The organism is Paenalkalicoccus suaedae, assembly GCF_006965545.2.
Lineage (GTDB): Bacteria > Bacillota > Bacilli > Bacillales > Salisediminibacteriaceae > Paenalkalicoccus > Paenalkalicoccus suaedae.
In genome coordinates, this window is sequence record NZ_CP041372.2 from 67,378 (window position 1) to 86,291 (window position 18,914).

The 18,914-nt window shown below is 44.8% G+C and carries 19 protein-coding genes; all 19 read left to right on the top strand.

Features of this window, described 5'->3' with window-relative positions:
* Window positions 1–71: 71 nt before the first annotated feature.
* Entirely contained in the window at window positions 72–611 is a 540-nt protein-coding gene (gene spoVT / locus FLK61_RS00730; protein ID WP_176007660.1) for a stage V sporulation protein T, read from the top strand.
* A 187-nt stretch (window positions 612–798) separates the two neighbouring features.
* The gene (locus FLK61_RS00735; protein WP_176007661.1) at window positions 799–2,322 is read left to right on the top strand and encodes a putative polysaccharide biosynthesis protein; all 1,524 of its coding nucleotides are present in this window, start codon (window positions 799–801) and stop codon (window positions 2,320–2,322) included.
* Complete coding sequence (gene yabN, locus FLK61_RS00740) at window positions 2,322–3,770, top strand: bifunctional methyltransferase/pyrophosphohydrolase YabN (RefSeq protein WP_430708781.1); 1,449 nt, start codon at window positions 2,322–2,324, stop codon at window positions 3,768–3,770. Before FLK61_RS00735 ends, yabN begins: the two co-directional genes overlap by 1 nt.
* A gap of 16 nt (window positions 3,771–3,786) precedes the next feature.
* Entirely contained in the window at window positions 3,787–4,059 is a 273-nt protein-coding gene (locus tag FLK61_RS00745) for an RNA-binding S4 domain-containing protein (RefSeq protein ID WP_176007662.1), read from the top strand.
* 58 nt (window positions 4,060–4,117) lie between these two features.
* Window positions 4,118–4,408 (top strand): sporulation protein YabP, encoded by a 291-nt coding sequence (gene yabP, locus FLK61_RS00750; RefSeq protein ID WP_176007663.1) that lies wholly within the window; start codon window positions 4,118–4,120, stop codon window positions 4,406–4,408.
* Between the two features lie 2 nt (window positions 4,409–4,410).
* Entirely contained in the window at window positions 4,411–4,938 is a 528-nt protein-coding gene (yabQ, locus tag FLK61_RS00755) for a spore cortex biosynthesis protein YabQ (protein WP_347338995.1), read from the top strand.
* A 1-nt stretch (window position 4,939) separates the two neighbouring features.
* A complete protein-coding gene (locus FLK61_RS00760; protein ID WP_176007665.1) occupies window positions 4,940–5,323 on the top strand; it encodes an FtsB family cell division protein in 384 nt (127 codons plus the stop codon).
* An 82-nt stretch (window positions 5,324–5,405) separates the two neighbouring features.
* Window positions 5,406–5,834, top strand: coding sequence for a S1 domain-containing RNA-binding protein (locus FLK61_RS00765; RefSeq protein WP_176007666.1), 429 nt, complete (start codon window positions 5,406–5,408; stop codon window positions 5,832–5,834).
* 779 nt (window positions 5,835–6,613) lie between these two features.
* Window positions 6,614–9,034 carry a stage II sporulation protein E gene (spoIIE, locus tag FLK61_RS00770; protein WP_176007667.1) on the top strand — a complete coding sequence of 807 codons (2,421 nt, stop codon included), beginning with the start codon at window positions 6,614–6,616 and terminating at the stop codon, window positions 9,032–9,034.
* 21 nt (window positions 9,035–9,055) lie between these two features.
* Window positions 9,056–9,799 carry a vWA domain-containing protein gene (locus FLK61_RS00775; protein WP_176007668.1) on the top strand — a complete coding sequence of 248 codons (744 nt, stop codon included), beginning with the start codon at window positions 9,056–9,058 and terminating at the stop codon, window positions 9,797–9,799.
* Window positions 9,780–10,655 carry a protein kinase domain-containing protein gene (locus FLK61_RS00780; RefSeq protein ID WP_176007669.1) on the top strand — a complete coding sequence of 292 codons (876 nt, stop codon included), beginning with the start codon at window positions 9,780–9,782 and terminating at the stop codon, window positions 10,653–10,655. The genes FLK61_RS00775 and FLK61_RS00780 overlap by 20 nt, the downstream gene beginning before the upstream one ends.
* Before the next feature lie 77 nt (window positions 10,656–10,732).
* A complete protein-coding gene (locus FLK61_RS00785) occupies window positions 10,733–11,494 on the top strand; it encodes a threonine/serine exporter family protein (protein WP_176007670.1) in 762 nt (253 codons plus the stop codon).
* A gap of 10 nt (window positions 11,495–11,504) precedes the next feature.
* On the top strand, window positions 11,505–11,954 hold the full coding sequence (locus FLK61_RS00790) for a threonine/serine exporter family protein (RefSeq protein WP_176007671.1): 450 nt from the start codon (window positions 11,505–11,507) through the stop codon (window positions 11,952–11,954).
* On the top strand, window positions 11,938–13,317 hold the full coding sequence (gene tilS, locus FLK61_RS00795; RefSeq protein ID WP_176007672.1) for a tRNA lysidine(34) synthetase TilS: 1,380 nt from the start codon (window positions 11,938–11,940) through the stop codon (window positions 13,315–13,317). Before FLK61_RS00790 ends, tilS begins: the two co-directional genes overlap by 17 nt.
* A 38-nt stretch (window positions 13,318–13,355) precedes the next feature.
* The gene (gene hpt / locus FLK61_RS00800) at window positions 13,356–13,895 is read left to right on the top strand and encodes a hypoxanthine phosphoribosyltransferase (protein ID WP_176007673.1); all 540 of its coding nucleotides are present in this window, start codon (window positions 13,356–13,358) and stop codon (window positions 13,893–13,895) included.
* A 70-nt stretch (window positions 13,896–13,965) separates the two neighbouring features.
* On the top strand, window positions 13,966–15,999 hold the full coding sequence (gene ftsH / locus FLK61_RS00805) for an ATP-dependent zinc metalloprotease FtsH (RefSeq protein WP_176007674.1): 2,034 nt from the start codon (window positions 13,966–13,968) through the stop codon (window positions 15,997–15,999).
* A gap of 101 nt (window positions 16,000–16,100) precedes the next feature.
* Entirely contained in the window at window positions 16,101–16,871 is a 771-nt protein-coding gene (locus FLK61_RS00810; protein ID WP_176007675.1) for a type III pantothenate kinase, read from the top strand.
* A 13-nt stretch (window positions 16,872–16,884) separates the two neighbouring features.
* Window positions 16,885–17,766 carry an Hsp33 family molecular chaperone HslO gene (gene hslO / locus FLK61_RS00815; protein WP_176007676.1) on the top strand — a complete coding sequence of 294 codons (882 nt, stop codon included), beginning with the start codon at window positions 16,885–16,887 and terminating at the stop codon, window positions 17,764–17,766.
* 83 nt (window positions 17,767–17,849) lie between these two features.
* Window positions 17,850–18,782 carry a cysteine synthase A gene (gene cysK, locus FLK61_RS00820; RefSeq protein WP_176007677.1) on the top strand — a complete coding sequence of 311 codons (933 nt, stop codon included), beginning with the start codon at window positions 17,850–17,852 and terminating at the stop codon, window positions 18,780–18,782.
* Window positions 18,783–18,914 lie beyond the last annotated feature (132 nt).

The window sequence follows — 18,914 nt, forward strand, 5'->3', positions numbered from 1 at the left end:
TTTATCGGATAATATCCATTAACGCATCTGTTAGGTATTAGACGATAGACAACTAAGGAGGATATACACGAATGAAGGCTACAGGAATTGTTAGACGTATTGATGATCTAGGACGAGTAGTAATCCCGAAAGAAATTAGACGCACCCTTCGTATTCGCGAAGGGGATCCGCTAGAGATTTTTGTTGACCGTGAAGGCGAGGTAATCTTAAAGAAGTACTCGCCAATATCAGAGCTCAACGACTTTTCGAAAGAATACGCGGAAGCGTTATATGATAGTCTCCATCAAACGATTTTAATCGCTGATCGCGATACGTTTATAAATGTTGCAGGCGGTGCAAAAAAGGATTATCAAAATCGCCCAATTGGTAAGCTGATTGAGGAAGCAATTGAGCAACGAGCTGCTAAAATCGAAAAGAAGCCGGGAAGCTATATTATTGCCGGGGAAATAATGCAGGACTTAAACGGTTACTGTATTTCCCCAATTATTGCGAATGGTGACCCTATTGGGGCCGTGATTATCCTTGCAAAAGACACTGGAGAAATCACGAACGTTGAAATAAAGCTGGCAGAAACTGCAGCGAGCTTCTTGGCGCGCCAAATGGAGCACTAAACGAATAAGATGAAGCGTCACGACACTGTATGGTGTTGTGGCGTTTTTTTAGGATGGGGGTGGGAGCCAAACTAGGCAGGAGGACGCGCAAAAGCAAACAGAAAAATACCCAACGCGACACCTGCCACCCACCTCACCCGTTAAAAATCATCCATGCTATAATAATGGATGAATGGAGAGATGCTACATGGCTAAATGGATGCAGGGAGCTCTTTACCTGTCATTAGCAGCGTTTATTGCAAAAGGCTTGAGCGCACTTTATAAAATACCGTACCAAAATATGACCGGAGACGAAGGTTTTTACGTGTATCAGCAAGTGTATCCACTTTACGGAGTGGCGCTTGTGCTAGGTACCTACGGATTCCCTTTAGTGATTGCCAAAACCGTCGCGACAAATAAAGCTAGTTTACAGGCGGAACTTAACCTCGCCTTTTATACACTCATGATCGTGCATACAATTGTCGCCACCATTATTTTTACCCAAGCAGAGACACTCGCAGCCCTCATGCAGGACCCTGCACTCACCCCTGCAATTAGATGGCTCGCAGCACCCTACCTCCTCATCCCGTTTTTAGCGATCGGACGAGGGTATTATCAAGGCATCAATAACACTACCCCAACAGCCATTTCGCAGGTCATTGAGCAACTAGCCAGAGTCATCGCTATCCTAGCAGTCGCCTGGCTCGCCACCGACATTTATCAGGCTGGCACATCAGCCGGAATCGGCGCGCTTGCAGGAGGCATCTTAGGGATCACAACCTTACTCATTCTTTTTGTTAAATCGGGTGTAAAACCTACACTAACGCGTAAGTTACCACACGCTTGGCAACAACGAGTATGGACTCTCTTACGAGAAGGTGCGCTTGTCGCAACAAGCGCCATGGTGTTAGTGCTCTTCCAGCTCGTTGATACTTTTACAGTCTATCGGAATATTCAAGAAGGCTTAAACGGTGCTAATTTAAAAGGAGTATACGACAGGAGCTACCCCTTGATTCAATTTGGTGCCATTCTTACAACTGTCCTGTCTTATGCAGCTGTGCCGACTATTGCGCAGGCATTTTTCATGCGTGATAAAGAGACGGTTAAGACAGCAGCAAGCTACGCCATGAAGCTAAGTCTTGTCTTTGGTGGAGCGGCTGCAGTAGGACTTATGGCGATTTTGCCTGTATTAAATCAGGCCATGTTTATGAATCGAGAGGGTACGATGGCGCTTCAGCTCATGGCATTTGTAATCCTTGGTGCAACCGTCTTTATGACGGGAGCTGCTCTCCTGCATGCAGTAGGTCGAGCGAGTATTGCCGCATGGATCTTGCTCGCAGGATTGACACTGAAAGCCGTGATGAACTGGCAGCTTGTGCCTCATTACGATATTATAGGAGCTGCATGGAGTTCATTAAGTGCGATGACGGTAATGGGCATCACCATGCTTGTGGTACTTTATCAAATGAAGCTTATAGAATTTACGAAGCAACACGTATTTGTGCGACTTCCCTTATCCCTCTTCGTCATGGGAATAAGTGTTGCATTAATAGGAATGGTTACAGTAGATTCACGCTTAGTATCCGCTGTTATTTCTATTCTAGGAGTAGGGGTTGGAATAGGTGTATTTATCTTAAGTATTTGGCGATTACCCGTATTTTCACAAAAAGAATGGGAGGGGCTACCGAAGCTCGGATCTTTACTCCCATATCGAGATAGAGGAGGCAACTGATGAACATACATATTATTGGTTTAGGCGCTGGAGATTTAGAGCAACTCTCTTTAGGCATGTATAAGCGTTTAAAGGAAGCGAAGCTTGTTAGAATTCGAACGCTCGATCATCCGCTTGTGAAGAGCTTGCAGGAGGAAGGAGTAGCTTTTGAAAGCTACGATCATCTGTATGAGTCAACGGACGAATTTAGTGATGTGTACACCCAGATCGTTGACGCATTAATGGATGCTGCAAAGGAAGAAGGCACAGTCACTTATGCTGTTCCAGGACATCCAATGGTGGCAGAGTCGACGGTACAAAAGCTTTTAGCGCACGATGATGTAACAGTAACGATTGAAGGTGGTCAAAGCTTTTTGGATCCGATGTTTACCGCCCTGCACATTGATCCAATCGACGGCTTTCAGCTAGTTGATGGTACCGCGATGCTTGCGGATGATCTTGTTTTAACGCAGCACGTGATTATTGGTCAAGTGTACGACGCGATGAGCGCGTCTGTCGTCAAGCTTGCGCTCATGGAACGTTTGCCAGACGATTATGTGGTCATGGTCGTAACGGCTGCTGGTACGAAGCAGGAGTCCATTGTTTCTGTCCCATTGTTTGAGCTTGATCGTGTCACGACGCTTAGTAACTTAACGGCGGTATATGTGCCGCCTGTGCAGGACGCAAGGCTCCTTTACCGCGAATTCCGCACATTAAGAGAGGTCATCAAAACATTGCGCGGTCCTAACGGATGCCCGTGGGATAAAAAACAAACGCACGAGTCCTTAAAGCGTTATGCGGTCGAGGAAGTGTATGAGCTGTTAGAGGCGATTGACTCCGGTGACGATGATCATATCGTTGAGGAATTAGGCGATGTGCTCCTGCAGGTAATGCTGCATGCTCAAATTGGCGAGGATGACGGCTACTACACGGTCGAGGATATTATCGAAGAGCTTGTCCAAAAAATGATTCGTCGCCATCCGCATGTGTTTGGAGATGCAGCTGCGGAGGACGCGGAAGAAGTACTTGCTAATTGGGAGCAAATTAAGATGCAGGAGAAAGAGGGGGAGGCTGCTCGCGAGTCTCGTCTCGATGGTATTCCGAAGGATTTACCGGGTCTTCTTAAAGCTTACAAGCTCCAAAAGAAGGCTGCACGTGTCGGATTTGATTGGGATGATGCGGCACCGATGTGGATGAAGCTCCAAGAGGAGTTATCCGAATGGTTACATGAGCTTAAAATGGGGAATAGAGATAAAGCTGTGTCGGAATTAGGGGACGTGCTATTTGTTCTCGTGAATTTGGCGAGATTTTACGAGATCGAGCCAGAGGAGGCGATCCAGCGCACGAATACAAAATTTGCAACAAGATTTCGCTACATCGAGGCCGAGCTACATAAGCAAGGCTTAACGATGGAGGATCAATCATTAGACGTATTAGATGAGCTTTGGGAAAAGTCAAAGCGAACTTAACAAGGGGTGTACACACATGCGTTTAGATAAATTCTTAAAAGTATCCAGATTAATTAAGCGACGTACGATGGCCAAAGAAGTAGCCGATCAAGGTCGCGTTTTAGTAAACGGACTACAGGCCAAAGCCGGCACACCTGTAAAGCCAGGTGACGAGCTTACGATCCAGTTCGGTCAAAAAGACGTTGTTGTACGAGTAGAAAGAATGGAAGAGAATGCTCGCAAAGAGGACGCAGCGACGTTCTATACGGTACTAAAGGAAACGAGACGAGAGCAAGAGGACTTGTTCTAACATACACATCCCCCTCATATACGTACTTGTACAAAGGCTATTAAGGGGGAAGTATACAATGGAATATCAAACAAGCTATGACAGACCAGTTCGTGATCACACCCTATCGATGGATGGGCGCAAGCGACTTGATATAACTGGAGTAAAGCAGGTTGACCGCTTTGACAACGAAGAGTTCTTACTCGAGACCTCGATGGGCTTCCTTGCAGTGAGAGGTCACAACTTGCAAATGAAAAACCTTGATGTAGAGGATGGCAATGTCTCTATCACAGGCAGAATTGACGATATCGTTTATTTAGATCAGCAAACGGTCAAACCAAAAAGTCTCATTGGGAAGCTATTCAAGTGAGTATGGACGTCCAACTCCTCTCCGTAGGAGTTAGTCTCCTAATGGGAGTGCTGATTGGGACAAGCATTAACCTCTACAGCCGTTTTTTTCGCTATGCGCCAAGGATGCTGTTATATGTTGCTGCACCGCTTCTTGGCATAGCGCTTGCGGCGTGGTATTTTTATCTGCTTTATCAGGTGAATTATGGTGAGGTCCGTATTTATCTGCTTTTAGCTATCGTGGTCGGATATTTACTCTACCTACGATTATTTGCCAAGACCGTGACAAAAATTCTTGATCTGGTCGAAAAGCTTGTGATACGAACGTGTATGCTTGTTTATTCGCTCTTTTATTACATTATTGTGATACCGACAAAAGCCATCTTGAAAGTAATGGTTTCCTCCGTTATGATAATAGGTACTTACACATGGCGAATATTTACAGCTATTCTCACACTTATCTTTAAACTAACTGGACTACTTTATGTAGCAACGAAAACACAGCATGCATATCGTCATATTAAACACAAATGGTTACGAAGGAGGGATTAGGATGGAGCATCGTAAAACGCAAATTCGGCGTTTAACAACGGAGTACGTCGAAAAGCAACAGCAGCTGGAGGAAAAAAGACAACGTCATCGAAGAGGGTTAAAGAGAAGGATGTCTGTATTTGGTGGAGCACTCCTTGTTATTACGATTATTTGCACCGCTATCCTTGTTAACCAATCTTCGTCCATCGCAGAGCAACGAACACAAAATGAACAGCTTGAAACACAACTGGAACAGTTGAAGCAGGAACAAGTGACACTTGAGCACGAAATAGAATCTTTGCAGGACCCGGAATACATAGCGGAAATTGCACGCCGGGACTTCTTTTTAACAAGACCTGGAGAGATCTTATTTCAGCTACCTCGTTCACAAACGAATGACGATTGACAGAACTAATTTGTCCTTCGTATAATCGAAATGGAAGACGAAGCATCTATGCTTCGTAAGAATAGGAGGAGCACGCAGGAGAATGGCTATTGAAACAGGTAGCAAAGTAACTGGTAAAGTAACAGGTATCACAAAATTCGGTGCATTTGTTGAGCTTCCGGAAGGAAAAACGGGGCTTGTGCACATCAGTGAGGTTTCTCACAGCTATGTAAAGGAAGTAAGTGATCATTTAACTGTCGGCGACGAAGTCACAGTAAAGATCGTAAAGGTTGGCGATGACGGCAAGATTGCCTTATCGATTCGTCAAACGCAGGATGCACCTCCAAAGCCAACGCGCGAGAGTGCACCAAGACGCCCTCAGCCAAAGAAGCGCCCAGAAAGTCCGGCTTCGTTTGAGGACAAAATGAATAAATTCCTTCGTGACAGTGAAGAACGTCTATCAACGCTACGTACCCAAACTGATGGGAAGCGTAAGCGCGGTGGCGGCGGTTCACGTGGCAACGATCGATAAATATACGAGGAGAGCTCTGGCCGTTTGACTGGGGCTTTTTTGTGTTGCTGAAGTGCTGACTAATTACGTGCAGCCCTACGGACACTCTACGACATCCATAGGGCCGGTCTTTGAGCTTCCTCGCTCTGCAGGGTGCGGCTACCGCCTTACCCTAAGCGCCTCCTGTGGGATCTCAAAGAACTCTTTCCCCTATAGATTGTCTCCGAATGTCCTTCGGGTCTGCCACCTCTACAAGCAGGTGATAAAGGGGCGTCCGCCAAATAGATGTAGGTTTTCATAGCACGGCAGTTGAGCAATTGGATTTTATGAACCGTATGAAGAAAGGAATGAACCGCATACGAGATTTATGAACCGTATGACAAAAGTATGAACCGTATAAAAAATCTATGAACCATACGCAAAATAAATGAACGTCGAAGCACGTAATAGAATTGTTCGATCTACAAAAAGCTAGGCAAAGATCCTTCGAATAGTCATGTAAGTATAATAAGATTTTGTCAATTAAAGAACTGTTACCTCCGATTCTCCGAAGCGAAGGTTGGCGTCTCCTAGAGGAGCACTTCCGCGCAGCGAAAATCCTTTTGCACGACCTCTGGACGGGCAAAATAGTTGAGCAAGCTCCTCAGGAAAGCGCCAGCCGGGAGCGCAGGAGGATCGTAGATTCTAACAAATGTAAGAATAAGTCGATAAGTTCTTTTTTTTCGCCACGACACTTTGACAAAACCCGAAAGAAAAACATGTTTAAATAAAACCATTCAGCGTTCAAGGGGAGTGGTTAGATGGTGGTGACAGAGGCAAGTGTAGGAAATAATGTTGGGGACGAGCAAGTATTACGTAAGGGACGAACGATTGGCGAGCTCTTACGGATTTTAGCACCAGCACTTATCGTCATTACAATTGGTCTGTTGGTGGGACGAGCAGTATTACTGATGCAACTACTTCCTTTTGTACTTCCGTTTTATGCAGTCGTAAGATGGTGGAAGCCGTCGTACACATTTTTTGCGAGCTGTGCGTTACTCATTGGGGCGAGTACGATTTCGATGTACAGCATGTTGGTTGTCGCTGGGATGATTGTTGTTTATAGTTTGCTGACCAGTGCGTTTCGAGCGATACGATCGGAGCAGTCCATTCCCATTTTTGTTTTTATTGCAGCGATGAGCGCCAACGTGACGATTGCTGCTGTCGCTGGGCCGCTTACATGGCTTCAAGTTGGTATGAGCTCATTAGAAGCGACACTTTCGTTAGTTATTACCTTTATCTATTTTCAAAGTATGACTGCACTAAAGGCGAAGCGGATGCATTTGCGTCATGAAGAAATGATTTGTATCGTGCTATTACTTAGCGCTGTGCTCACTGGATTATCTGGGTGGATGATGTTCCAGGTGTCGCTTGATCATGCGTTCTCTAGATACTTTGTTTTACTTTTTGCTTATATGGGTGGTGCAACGATAGGAGCGACAGCTGGCGTGATTATGGGACTTGTCTTGTCGCTCGCAAATGTTACGAACCTTTACTTAATGAGTTTATTAGCCTTCTCAGGACTTCTTGGAGGCTTATTAAAAGAAGCGGGTCGAGGTGCGCTTGCTGCTGGTTTAATGCTTGCAACGATTCTTATGGCACTTTATGCAGATAATCAAACATCTATGACAATTACGATGGTAGAGAGCTTAGTAGCAGTGACTCTCTTTTTTTTCACCCCCAAACTAGCTCTTAAAAAAATGGCTAGCTATATCCCGGGGACGCGGGAGAATGAGGATCACCAGCAAACGTATGCGAGGAATGTCCGAGATGTCACGGCTGAGAAAGTGGCGGGCTTCTCGAGCTTATTCCTGCGTCTATCGGAGAGCTTCTCCTTTACCGGGGCGAAGGAGGATGTGTCGTCCGAAAAGCAGGTTGATTACTTTTTAAGTGACGTTACAAAGCATACGTGCCAAAGCTGTTTTAAGAAGCAGCAGTGCTGGGCAAAGGATTTTGAGAAAACGTATGGATATTTAGAGGCCTTAATGAAAGAGACAGAGGAGCATGGCGCTGTTAAGGATCGTACGCTTGAAGCGAAGTGGAAGAAGCATTGTATGATGGATCAAAAAACGATAACGCTTATGCAGGAAGCATGGCGAGAGAAGCGTTTACGTGATCAGCTTCAAAAGAGACTATTTGAATCACAGCGTTTTGTTGCTGATCAACTCATCGGCGTTTCGCAAGTAATGGATGATTTTGCGAAGGATATAAAGCGCGAGGTAAAACAGTATGAGAAGCAGGAGCAGGAGGTGCTTGAGGCTTTAGAGAGGCTTGGGATAACGATTGAGCAGATCGAGATATTCCGCTTAGATCCAGGAGAGATTGATATCGATATGACAATCCCATCCAATGCGCATGGAGAAGCAGAGAAGATGATTGCCCCTGTCCTAACAGGAATTTTAAACGAAACAGTTATTGTGCGACAAATGAAGACAGAGAGCTCGGGCGCATGCCGGGTCCTGTTTAGCTCGACAAAATCCTATATTGTACACGAAGGCGTCGCCCACGCAGCTAAAAACGGCACATGGATATCTGGGGATAGTTATTCCATGATGGCAATTGGCCGCGGCAAGCACCTTTTAGCAATTAGCGATGGGATGGGCAATGGAGAGAGAGCACATGAGGAGAGTAAGGAGACCATTCATTTGCTCACACAAATTCTCCAGTCCGGGATTGAAGAAACGATTGCAATTAAATCGATCAATTCCATTCTCTCCTTACGTACGACGGAGGAAGTATTTGCAACGCTTGATCTTGCGATGATTGATTTACAGGATGCAAGAGCTCGGTTTTTAAAGGTTGGTTCAACGCCTAGCTTTATTAAGCGTGGGCAAAAAGTGATTAAAGTCGAAGCCTCCAATTTACCAATAGGCTTATTGCAGGAAGTAGAGGTTGATGTCGTGACGGAACAAATGAAGGCAGGCGATCTCTTAGTCATGCTCTCGGACGGGGTGTATGAATCACCAAGCTTTATCGAAAATGCAGATATGTGGCTATCTAGAATGATTCGAGAGCTTACGACTACAAACCCTCAGGACATTGCAGATATTTTGTTAGAGCGTATTGTAAGGGAGTGTAATGGGACGATATCAGATGATATGACGATTGTTGTTGCGAGAATAGACCATTACGTACCAGCATGGGCAACTGTCTACTCACCACAGCTTCAAGCGCATGTATAACCCTTCTTAAACTCGTAAACAATGAGAGATAGTTTACGTGAAGGAGGAAATGAGATGAAACGAGGAACGTTACGTCAAATTTTAGTCATAACAGATGGGTGCTCGAATCAGGGGGAAGATCCAGTAGCTGTTGCTACATTAGCAAAGGAGTCTGGATATACAGTGAACGTTGTTGGAGTGGTGAATCACGAAGGTGCAGGAATGGACGAGATTACAAATATTGCTCAAGCTGGCGGGGGAATGAGTGATATCGTGAGAAAAGCGCAACTCTCTCAGACCGTGCAAATGGTGACGAGAAAAGCAATGACGCAAACAATTTATGGAGTCGTCCATCAGGAGCTAAAAGGGGTCTTTGCTCAAGTGGAATCTATGCCACCTGAGAAGCAAGAGAAGCTAAGTGAAATCGTAGAGGAAATCAGCGAAGAAGCCTCTTTGCACGTTGTCGTTTTAGTAGATACAAGCTTAAGTATGAAGGACAAGCTACCTCTAGTGCAGGAGGCGCTTCAGGATTTATCCTTAAGCTTATCTTCTCGAATGGGAGAAAACATGTTTTGTGTCTATTCATTTCCCGGGAAAAGAAAGACGCTTGAACGTCGTGTGAATTGGACCGATAAATTAGATTCGTTACATGGAATGTTTGAAAAACTGCGGTCTTCTGGTGTGACACCAACAGGACCGGCACTAGCTGAAGCCATCGACATCCATGCGACGTATCGACTAAAGCAAGGTCATAAGCAGGATGACTATGACGAATCGCTTGGATAAAGGAGCATTATTGCCCGGGAAATGGAGTGGGAAAACATATCGAGTGGAGAAGTTTATTGGAGCGGGCGCTTGTGGGAGTGTGTATGAGGTTTGGCAGGAAGGAAAGAAGTACGCTCTTAAAATTGCGCAGGATTCGCACATTTTAGCTAACGAAGTTGCTGTCTTAAAGCACACGGCGAGCATGGAGCATGTGAGAAGAGGTCCGGCATTTTATTTGCATGATGAATGGATGGGGCAATCCTTTTATGTGATGGAAATGTTGGAGGGGCAACCGCTTCTCGACTACTTAAAAGGGCGTTCGTCACTGTGGCTAGGGATGATGATGAAGCAGCTTGTAGTGGAGCTTCAGGCATTGCATGCAGAGGGATTCGCATTTGGTGATATGAAGCCTGAGAACTTGTTAGTTACGTCAAGTGGTCAGCTTCGTTGGTACGACCCTGGAGGGATGACGAAGTTTGGCAGGTCGATTCGGGAATATACGGAGTTTTACGATCGTGGATATTGGGGAAAGGGGCAACGGACGGCAGAAGCCTCCTACGATTTATTTGCAGTAGGGATGATCCTTACACAGGTGCTAGTTGGAGCAACATTTACGAGAAAATCGTCAGACCCAACTTATTTAGATAAAAAGATCACGGAAGCACTGCCGAAAAGCCACTTTGCACGTATTGCCTATAAAGCGATTAACGGCGTATATGAACAATCGAGCGAGATGCTAGATGATTTATCTGATGCTACAAGCAGGATGTCAAAAGGAAAGCCAGTTTTAAGTAGCAAGAGGCGAGTTCCTAAAGGCTTGATCGAAACAGCTTTGTTTGGCTCTGCACTACTTGGTTATTCGCTCCTTGCGCTTTAGAGTAAATCAATCATGGACTTTTGTGCCTGAAATAACTAATATACAAGGTAGAGATTCACCAGCAGAGGGGTGACAAAATGGGCGCAAAAGCAGATAAAGTCATGGACATTTGCCTACTGGCAGGAGAGATTATGCTGACATATGGTGCGGAGACGTACCGAGTCGAAGAGACGTTAGAGCGAATGGCTAGGGCAGCTGGCTTTAGCAACGTACATTGCTTTACCACAACAACAGGGATCTTTTTGTCTTTTGAGGAGCGAAAAGGTCGCGGTGATATGATGCAAATGGTACGAGTAGATAACAGAATGCAGGATTTAAATAAAGTGACCGAGGTAAACCAGGTGTCACGAGAGTTTACATCTGGATCCTTAACGGTCGCAGACGCCGAGGAGCGTCTAAACGAAATATATCACGCGAAAATTCATTACCCGCTTTGGCTGATCCATTTGGGAGCAGGCGTTGCTGGTGGTGGATTTTCCTATTTATTCGGTGGAGGACTTTCTGATTATTTACCGGCGTTTATAGCCGCTATATTAGCGAGCATCGGACTCGTAGAGTTTGAGCGGTATTTAAAAGTACGCTTCGCGGCCGAATTTGCTGCTGCCTTTATTGGTGGTACGTCGGCAATCTTCCTCGTGTTTATCGGATTTGGTTCAAACATGGATCAGATTATTATCGGCTCCTTAATGCCTCTGGTGCCGGGGGTGCCGTTAACAAACGCAGTCCGTGACCTGCTCTCTGGAGATTTGTTAGCGGGAATTAGTCGAGGTGTTGAAGCGTTACTTACTTCGCTATCGATCGCCAGTGGGATAGCCTTATCGATTTCATTATTCTTATAAGGAGGAGCTTATGAATTTACTATTAGAAATAGTTATTACATTTACAGCTATTTTAGGCTTCGGTGTCATTTTTAGTGTACCGCGCAGAGCTCTCCTTTTAGGTGGTGCGATTGGCTCATCCACGTGGTTTGTGCAACAGGCAGGTCTAGCGTTTGGCGCAACACCGGTATTCGCAACGGTCATTGCTTCCTTAATCGCAGCGACGATTGCCCATCTTTTTGCGAGACGCATTCGTATCCCCGTCACAACTTTATCTATTCCTGGGATCTTACCACTGGTACCCGGAAGCCGTGCCTATTTTACGATGCTTGCCTTTGTAGAAGGAGATTATATTCAAGGTCTTGAGTATGGTGTTGAAACAATGCTACTTGCAGGAGCAATCGCCGCCGGTCTTGTTTTTGCCCTCTCGATTTTTTCATTCGGTAAAGGAATTGGTAATCGCTATGAAACAGGTAATTGATGAATTTGTAACAAGGCTACAGCTGATAGACGCAGACGCATCTATCGTCGTTGCTGTCTCCGGTGGAGCGGATAGTATGGCGCTCCTTCATTACTTTGCTCAAACACATCGCGATGTTTACGCCATTCACTTGAACCATCAACTGCGAGGGAAAGAGTCTGATCAAGATGAGGCACTAGTGAAGCGCTACTGTGCAGAACTTGACGTAACGTGCAAAACGGTTCGAATTAATGTAAAAGCACAGATGTCACAAAATAGACACTCACTACAACAGAGTGCAAGGGAACTTCGCTATGAGCAAATACGTACATATATGCACGAGGTAGGAGCTATTTATGCAACAACTGCCCATCATGGAGATGACCAAGTTGAAACGATGTTGATGAGACAAATTCGAGGTGCCGTTTCAGGTAGAGGTGGTATAAAAGCGATCCGAGCCTTTCATGAAGGCTACTTAATCAGGCCGTTTCTTTGCGTCGCAAAGAGGGAAATAGAGGCGTACTGTAGGCAACATGCAGTGCCATATCGCAATGATTCCTCCAACGCGAAGCCCGATTATATGAGGAATCGGCTACGTGCGGATGTCCTCCCGCTGTTAAAGCAGGAAAATCCTCGTATCCATGAAACGATGCAGTGGCAGGCAGAGAGAATTCAAGAGGACGAAGCATATTTACATGAGGTTGCTAAAGAGCACGCAGAGCGAATTATGACAATTGATCAGCAAGATTTAATTGTTGTTCCAATTAAGGAGTTTGAAACCGTCCCTCACGCTTTACAAAGCAGAGTAGTTCATCTACTATTAAAGTACCTATCTCCCTTAGCGGAAGGTGATTTTACACGTAGACATATTCAAGATTTGCAAATGATGCTCCACTCTCAAAAAGCTTCATTCGAGCTTCACTTTCCACATGAGCTTGTTTGCCAAAAAGTGTATGAATTAGTCTACATAAAACGTACACAGGTAGAGACCTCATACGTCCCCTCCATTTGGCGAGAACCTCTTTTAGATAACTTGGAAATGGACTTACCATTAGGTACACTTTACGTGTCTTATGATGCTCCTAGTCCCTCGTTCCCTAAAGAGGCAGAAGTTATTGCCCTGAAAGCCCAAGACGCTCCCTTTTATGTGCGAAATCGTCGCGCAGGAGATGTGATGACGTATAAAGGCGGAACAGGGACAAAAAAAGTGAAAAAGATTTTTATCGACGCTAAAGTCCCTCGAGAACATCGGGATGTTTGGCCGCTCATTGAAGATTCATTTGGAAAGATCTTGTGGATTCCATTCTTGCAAGTAGCATCAGGTATCGAAGTACTAGAGGATGATGCTCATCGTGTATTCGTTGCATATAAGCAACACAAATAGAAAATAACTATTTAGGACCGTAGGAGGCAAATGTCATTATGCACAAAGATGTGTTAGAGGTACTCGTATCACAAGAGGAAATTCAAGAAAAAATTAAGGAGCTTGGTGGTCGTTTAACTGAGGACTACAAGGATAAGTTTCCACTAGTAGTAGGGATTTTAAAAGGTTCTTTACCATTTATGGGAGATCTTATTCAGCAAATCGATTCGCATTTAGAATACGATATGATGGATGTATCAAGCTATGGGCATGGCTTTAAAACATCAGGAGAAGTAAAGATTGTGAAAGATTTAAACACATCTGTTGCAGGTCGTGACGTGCTTATTATCGAAGATATCATCGATAGTGGTAATACGCTTGACTACTTAGTAAAGCTATTCCATTACCGTAAAGCAAACTCTGTAAAGATCGTGACGCTTCTTGATAAGCCAGACGGACGTCAGGTAGACATTTCACCAGATTATACTGGATTTGTCGTGCCAGATAAATTCGTTATCGGCTACGGTCTAGACTACATTGAGCGCTACCGTAACCTCCCGTATATCGGAGTATTAAAGCCAGAGGTCTATGAGAAGTAATATTATTGTGAAAAAAAACCGTAATATGGTACGATTATTCAAGTGTAATTGACGTGGGAGGAGGTCCAGGATGAATCGCATTTTTCGTAATACGATATTTTACTTATTGATTTTTCTAGTCATTATCGGTATTGTCAGTGTCTTTCAACAAGACCCAACTGACACGACGGAGATTACCTTTACCGAGTTCCGAGAAGAGTTAGAAAATGATAATATTGAATCCTTATCGATTCAACCGAGATTAGATGTATATTCAGCGCGAGGACAACTACGCGGTGCTGAAGAAGATGTATTTTTTACAGTGAACGTTCCAGACCTACAAGTATTCCTTGAGGAGCTAGTGCTCTTATCAGGTACAGAGGGTATTGATGAATTAGTAATTGAGCCTGCCGAAGAACCTAGCGGTTGGGTGAACTTTTTCACTGCCATCATTCCATTCGTGATCATCTTTATCTTATTCTTCTTCCTATTGAGCCAAGCTCAAGGTGGCGGGAGCCGAGTGATGAACTTCGGTAAGAGTAAGGCAAAGCTTGTAAGCGAAGATAAAAAGAAGGCACGCTTTAAAGACGTTGCCGGTGCAGATGAAGAGAAAGCGGAGCTTGAAGAGGTTGTTGACTTCTTAAAGGATCCCCGTAAATTCTCTGACATTGGTGCCCGAATTCCAAAAGGGGTTCTATTAGTTGGACCGCCTGGTACTGGTAAAACATTAATCGCAAGAGCCGTAGCCGGAGAAGCGGGAGTACCATTCTTCTCTATTAGTGGTTCGGACTTCGTTGAGATGTTTGTCGGGGTAGGTGCGTCTCGAGTACGTGACCTCTTTGAGAATGCAAAGAAAAACGCCCCATGTATCATCTTTATTGATGAGATTGATGCAGTTGGTCGTCGTCGTGGAGCAGGTCTTGGCGGTGGTCACGATGAGCGTGAGCAAACGTTAAACCAGCTACTCGTTGAAATGGACGGCTTTGGTGTTAACGAAGGTATTATCCTAATCGCAGCAACAAACCGTGCCGATATTCTTGACCCTGCACTACTTCGTCCAGGACGATTTGACCGTCAAATTACGGTTGGCCGCCCAGATGTTATCGGACGTGAAGCAGTTCTTAAGGTACACGCAAAGAATAAGCCACTTGGTGATGATGTAGATCTTAAAGCGATCGCACAGCGTACACCTGGTTTTGCCGGGGCGGACCTCGAAAACTTATTAAACGAAGCAGCCCTAGTTGCAGCTCGTGTTGATAAGAAAAAGATCGATATGGAATCTATTGAAGAAGCGATCGACCGTACAATTGCCGGTCCTTCTAAAAAGAGCCGTGTTGTATCGAAGAAAGAGCGTAATATTGTTGCGCACCACGAAGCAGGACACACCGTTGTTGGTGTGAAGCTTGAGAGTGCAGATATGGTACACAAAGTAACCATCGTACCTCGTGGTAACGCTGGTGGATACGCAATGATGCTTCCAAAAGAGGACCGTTACTTTATGACGAAGCCAGAGCTCTTAGACAAGATTGTCGGACTCTTAGGTGGGCGCGTAGCGGAAGAAATCATGTTTAACGAAGTTAGTACTGGGGCGCACAATGACTTCCAGCGTGCGACAGGTATTGCTCGTAAAATGGTGATGGAGTACGGAATGAGTGATAAGCTCGGTCCGGTTCAATTTGGTAGTACACAAGGAGAAGTGTTCCTTGGACGCGACTTTAACAATGAGCAAAATTACAGTGATGCAATTGCACACGAAATTGATATGGAAGTTCAAACGATTCTTAAAGAGTCGTATGAGCGCTGTAAGCAGATTCTGCTTAAAAACAAAGCTAGCTTAGAGCTTGTTGCACAAACGCTTCTTGAATACGAGACGTTAGATGCCGAGCAAATTCGCTCTCTTATCGAAGAAGGCAAGCTACCTGAAGATCACCATGCAACGAAAAAACGCAATGGAGAAAGCCAGGACAGCGAAGTGAAAGTAAATATCCAGCCTAAAGAAGAAAGAGATGCTATGGAAGAATTTCTAAACTCAGGTAATGCGGAAGAAGATCGCCGCTCTGAGACGACTGATGAGAAATCATCGGAGAAGAAATCTTCTGAAACAGATCGTAACAGAAACGAATAAGCTAACATTCAGGGGTTTTTCATTCGATGTCTGTATAAGTGGGTAACGCTTATGCAGACGATGAAAACCCCTCTTTTTTTACGTGATAGGGGGTAAAAACGGTGCATGTGGTAGTCGATATCGGAAACACCAAAATTGCGATGGGAGTATATCTTGGTGACTCTCTTACCTGCCATTGGACGATGAAAACAGATCGAATGAAAACAGTTGATGAGTATGCGCTTTTTATTTCACAAATGTGTGCTTCCAAACAAATAGATCCTCTTCAAGTCGAAGGGATCATGATTTGCTCTGTTGTACCAGAAATAGATCGTAAGCTCGCTCACGTCATGCAACAATGTTTTCGTAAAGAAGCACTATTCGTTGGACCTGGCGTAAAAACGGGCTTGAATATTTTATATGAAAACCCACGCGAAGTTGGAGCGGACCGGATTACGAATGCAGTCGCGGGTGTCGCCTACTACGGCTCTCCCCTTCTCGTCATTGATTTTGGCACGGCTACGACCTATTGCTATATAAATGCAAAAAAACAATACGTTGGAGGAGCGATCCTTCCGGGTATAGATATTTCCATGGATAGCTTACATGCAAGAACGTCCAAGCTCCCTCAAGTAGACACGCTTGGAAAGGCACGTAGTGTCATTGGCAAAAGCACCATCCAAGCCATTCAATCTGGTTATCTATATGGCTTTGTCAGTCAAACAGAGGGCATGATCACACGTATGTTAAAAGAAGCCGGTGAGCAGGCTTTTGTGCTTGCGACCGGTCCGCATGCTATGCTCATGAAGGAGGAGTTACCTTCCATACATGCTGTTGATGATTATCTGACCTTTAAAGGTCTTCATCTATTATTTACACGTAATCATACGTAAGGAGGATATACACATGAACGACTATTTAGTGAAATCACTAGCTTATAACGATACGGTACGTATTTATGCCATGCGTTCAACAGAAATGGTACGCGAGGTATCTGCTTTGCACGATACATGGCGCACAGTAACGGCGGCGCTTGGGCGTGCAATCACAGCAGGTACAATGATGGGGTCTATGCTTAAAGGCGACGAAAAGCTGACGATTAAAATCGAAGGTAGTGGACCTGCTAGCCCGATCATTATCGATGCAAACGCAAAGGGTAAAGCACGCGGCTATGTAAGTAACCCGCACGTAGATCCTGAGAGACACAGCAATGGTAAGCTAAATGTTGCTGCAGCAGTTGGGCAAGAGGGGTCTATTTCTGTTGTAAAAGACCTAGGAATGCGCGATCACTTTACCGGGAGTATTCCGATTGTATCCGGGGAGCTTGGAGAAGATTTCACGTACTATTTTGCAACGAGTGAGCAAACGCCTTCCTCTGTCGGACTAGGAGTTGTCGTTGGAGAAGGCGATAAGGTACTTGCTGCAGGAGGATTTATCCTGCAAATGATGCCTGGTGCAACGGATGAGATCATTGACCAAATCGAAGCGCGCTTAAACGATATGCCACCAGTATCTCAGCTAATCAGTGAAGGTAAAACGCCTGAGGAGATCATTGAGACCCTAGCTGGCGCTGACAACTATCGTATTTTAGAAAAAATGGACACGGAGTTTGAATGTCAGTGCTCTCGCGAGCGTATTCAAAATGCGTTATTCGGTCTCGAAGAGCAGGACTTAAAAGAAATGATCGCAGAAGACAAAGGAGCAGAGACAACCTGCCAATTCTGTAATCAGACGTACCAGTTTTCTGAAGAAGACCTTGAAGCGATCCTAACAGAAAAACAACAATAGTTGACGCAAGTATTACCATTTGCTAGGATAAAATGTATTAAACCGATTTAATTAGTAGGTTTTATAAAAAGGAGGCTATCTCTATGGTAAAGGTTGTTGACTCTATTACAGATCTAATTGGTGACACACCTCTAGTAAAACTTCGTCGACTCGTCACGGAGGATCACGCAGATGTTTATTTAAAGCTCGAGTATATGAACCCGGGCAGTAGCGTAAAAGATCGTATTGCCAAAGCAATGATTGAGGATGCCGAAGCAAAAGGAAGACTACAGCCAGGAGATACTATCATAGAACCAACAAGCGGAAATACAGGAATTGGCTTAGCGATGGTAGCAGCAGCAAAAGGTTACCGCTCCGTATTAGTGATGCCAGAAACGATGAGCATGGAGCGTCGCAACCTACTTCGCGCTTATGGAGCTGAGTTAGTTCTTACTCCAGGTCCTGAGGGAATGAAAGGCGCAATTGCAAAAGCCACTGCCCTTCAGGAAGAGCACGGATATTTCATGCCTCAACAGTTTGAGAATGAAGCAAACCCAACCGTTCATCGCAACACAACTGGTCAAGAGCTGTTAGAGCAAGTTGGCGATCAACTTGACGCATTTATTTCAGGTATTGGCACAGGAGGCACGATAACAGGTGCCGGCGCCGTGTTAAAAGAGAAGTTCCCATCTATGCGTATTGTTGCGCTTGAGCCTAAGGACTCCCCAATCTTATCTGGAGGAAACCCAGGCCCGCATAAAATACAAGGGATTGGCGCAGGCTTCGTTCCATCTATTTTAGAACGAGAGCTTATTGATGAAGTTATGACTGTCACGACAGACCAAGCCTTTGAATATGCAAGAAGAGCAGCAGCAGAAGAAGGAATCCTTGGTGGAATCTCATCAGGAGCTGCAATCTACGCAGCACTCGAAGTAGCCAAAGACTTAGGTAAAGGCAAGAAAGTAGTAGCGATTATTCCAAGTAACGGAGAACGCTACTTAAGCACGCCACTTTACCAGTTCGAAGAACAAGAATAAGTATATATGCAAGCGTCCTATAAATCATGGGACGCTTTTTTCTATTGAAAGATGCTCAAAGAGCTACCGACACAACACGCTACTTAACCAATCTAGCTCAACCATCTACATTCTCAAATAAAAGAAGCTTCG

Coding starts and splice junctions, on each gene's coding strand:
- yabN (WP_430708781.1), top strand. CDS start 2,322: ATGAACATACATATTATTGGTTTAGGCGCTGGAGATTTAGAGCAACTC.
- FLK61_RS00765 (WP_176007666.1), top strand. CDS start 5,406: ATGGCTATTGAAACAGGTAGCAAAGTAACTGGTAAAGTAACAGGTATC.
- FLK61_RS00780 (WP_176007669.1), top strand. CDS start 9,780: ATGACGAATCGCTTGGATAAAGGAGCATTATTGCCCGGGAAATGGAGT.
- ftsH (WP_176007674.1), top strand. CDS start 13,966: ATGAATCGCATTTTTCGTAATACGATATTTTACTTATTGATTTTTCTA.
- FLK61_RS00775 (WP_176007668.1), top strand. CDS start 9,056: ATGAGAGATAGTTTACGTGAAGGAGGAAATGAGATGAAACGAGGAACG.
- FLK61_RS00745 (WP_176007662.1), top strand. CDS start 3,787: ATGCGTTTAGATAAATTCTTAAAAGTATCCAGATTAATTAAGCGACGT.
- yabQ (WP_347338995.1), top strand. CDS start 4,411: ATGGACGTCCAACTCCTCTCCGTAGGAGTTAGTCTCCTAATGGGAGTG.
- hslO (WP_176007676.1), top strand. CDS start 16,885: ATGAACGACTATTTAGTGAAATCACTAGCTTATAACGATACGGTACGT.
- cysK (WP_176007677.1), top strand. CDS start 17,850: ATGGTAAAGGTTGTTGACTCTATTACAGATCTAATTGGTGACACACCT.
- FLK61_RS00790 (WP_176007671.1), top strand. CDS start 11,505: ATGAATTTACTATTAGAAATAGTTATTACATTTACAGCTATTTTAGGC.
- yabP (WP_176007663.1), top strand. CDS start 4,118: ATGGAATATCAAACAAGCTATGACAGACCAGTTCGTGATCACACCCTA.
- FLK61_RS00760 (WP_176007665.1), top strand. CDS start 4,940: ATGGAGCATCGTAAAACGCAAATTCGGCGTTTAACAACGGAGTACGTC.
- FLK61_RS00735 (WP_176007661.1), top strand. CDS start 799: ATGGCTAAATGGATGCAGGGAGCTCTTTACCTGTCATTAGCAGCGTTT.
- spoVT (WP_176007660.1), top strand. CDS start 72: ATGAAGGCTACAGGAATTGTTAGACGTATTGATGATCTAGGACGAGTA.
- FLK61_RS00785 (WP_176007670.1), top strand. CDS start 10,733: ATGGGCGCAAAAGCAGATAAAGTCATGGACATTTGCCTACTGGCAGGA.
- hpt (WP_176007673.1), top strand. CDS start 13,356: ATGCACAAAGATGTGTTAGAGGTACTCGTATCACAAGAGGAAATTCAA.
- tilS (WP_176007672.1), top strand. CDS start 11,938: ATGAAACAGGTAATTGATGAATTTGTAACAAGGCTACAGCTGATAGAC.
- spoIIE (WP_176007667.1), top strand. CDS start 6,614: ATGGTGGTGACAGAGGCAAGTGTAGGAAATAATGTTGGGGACGAGCAA.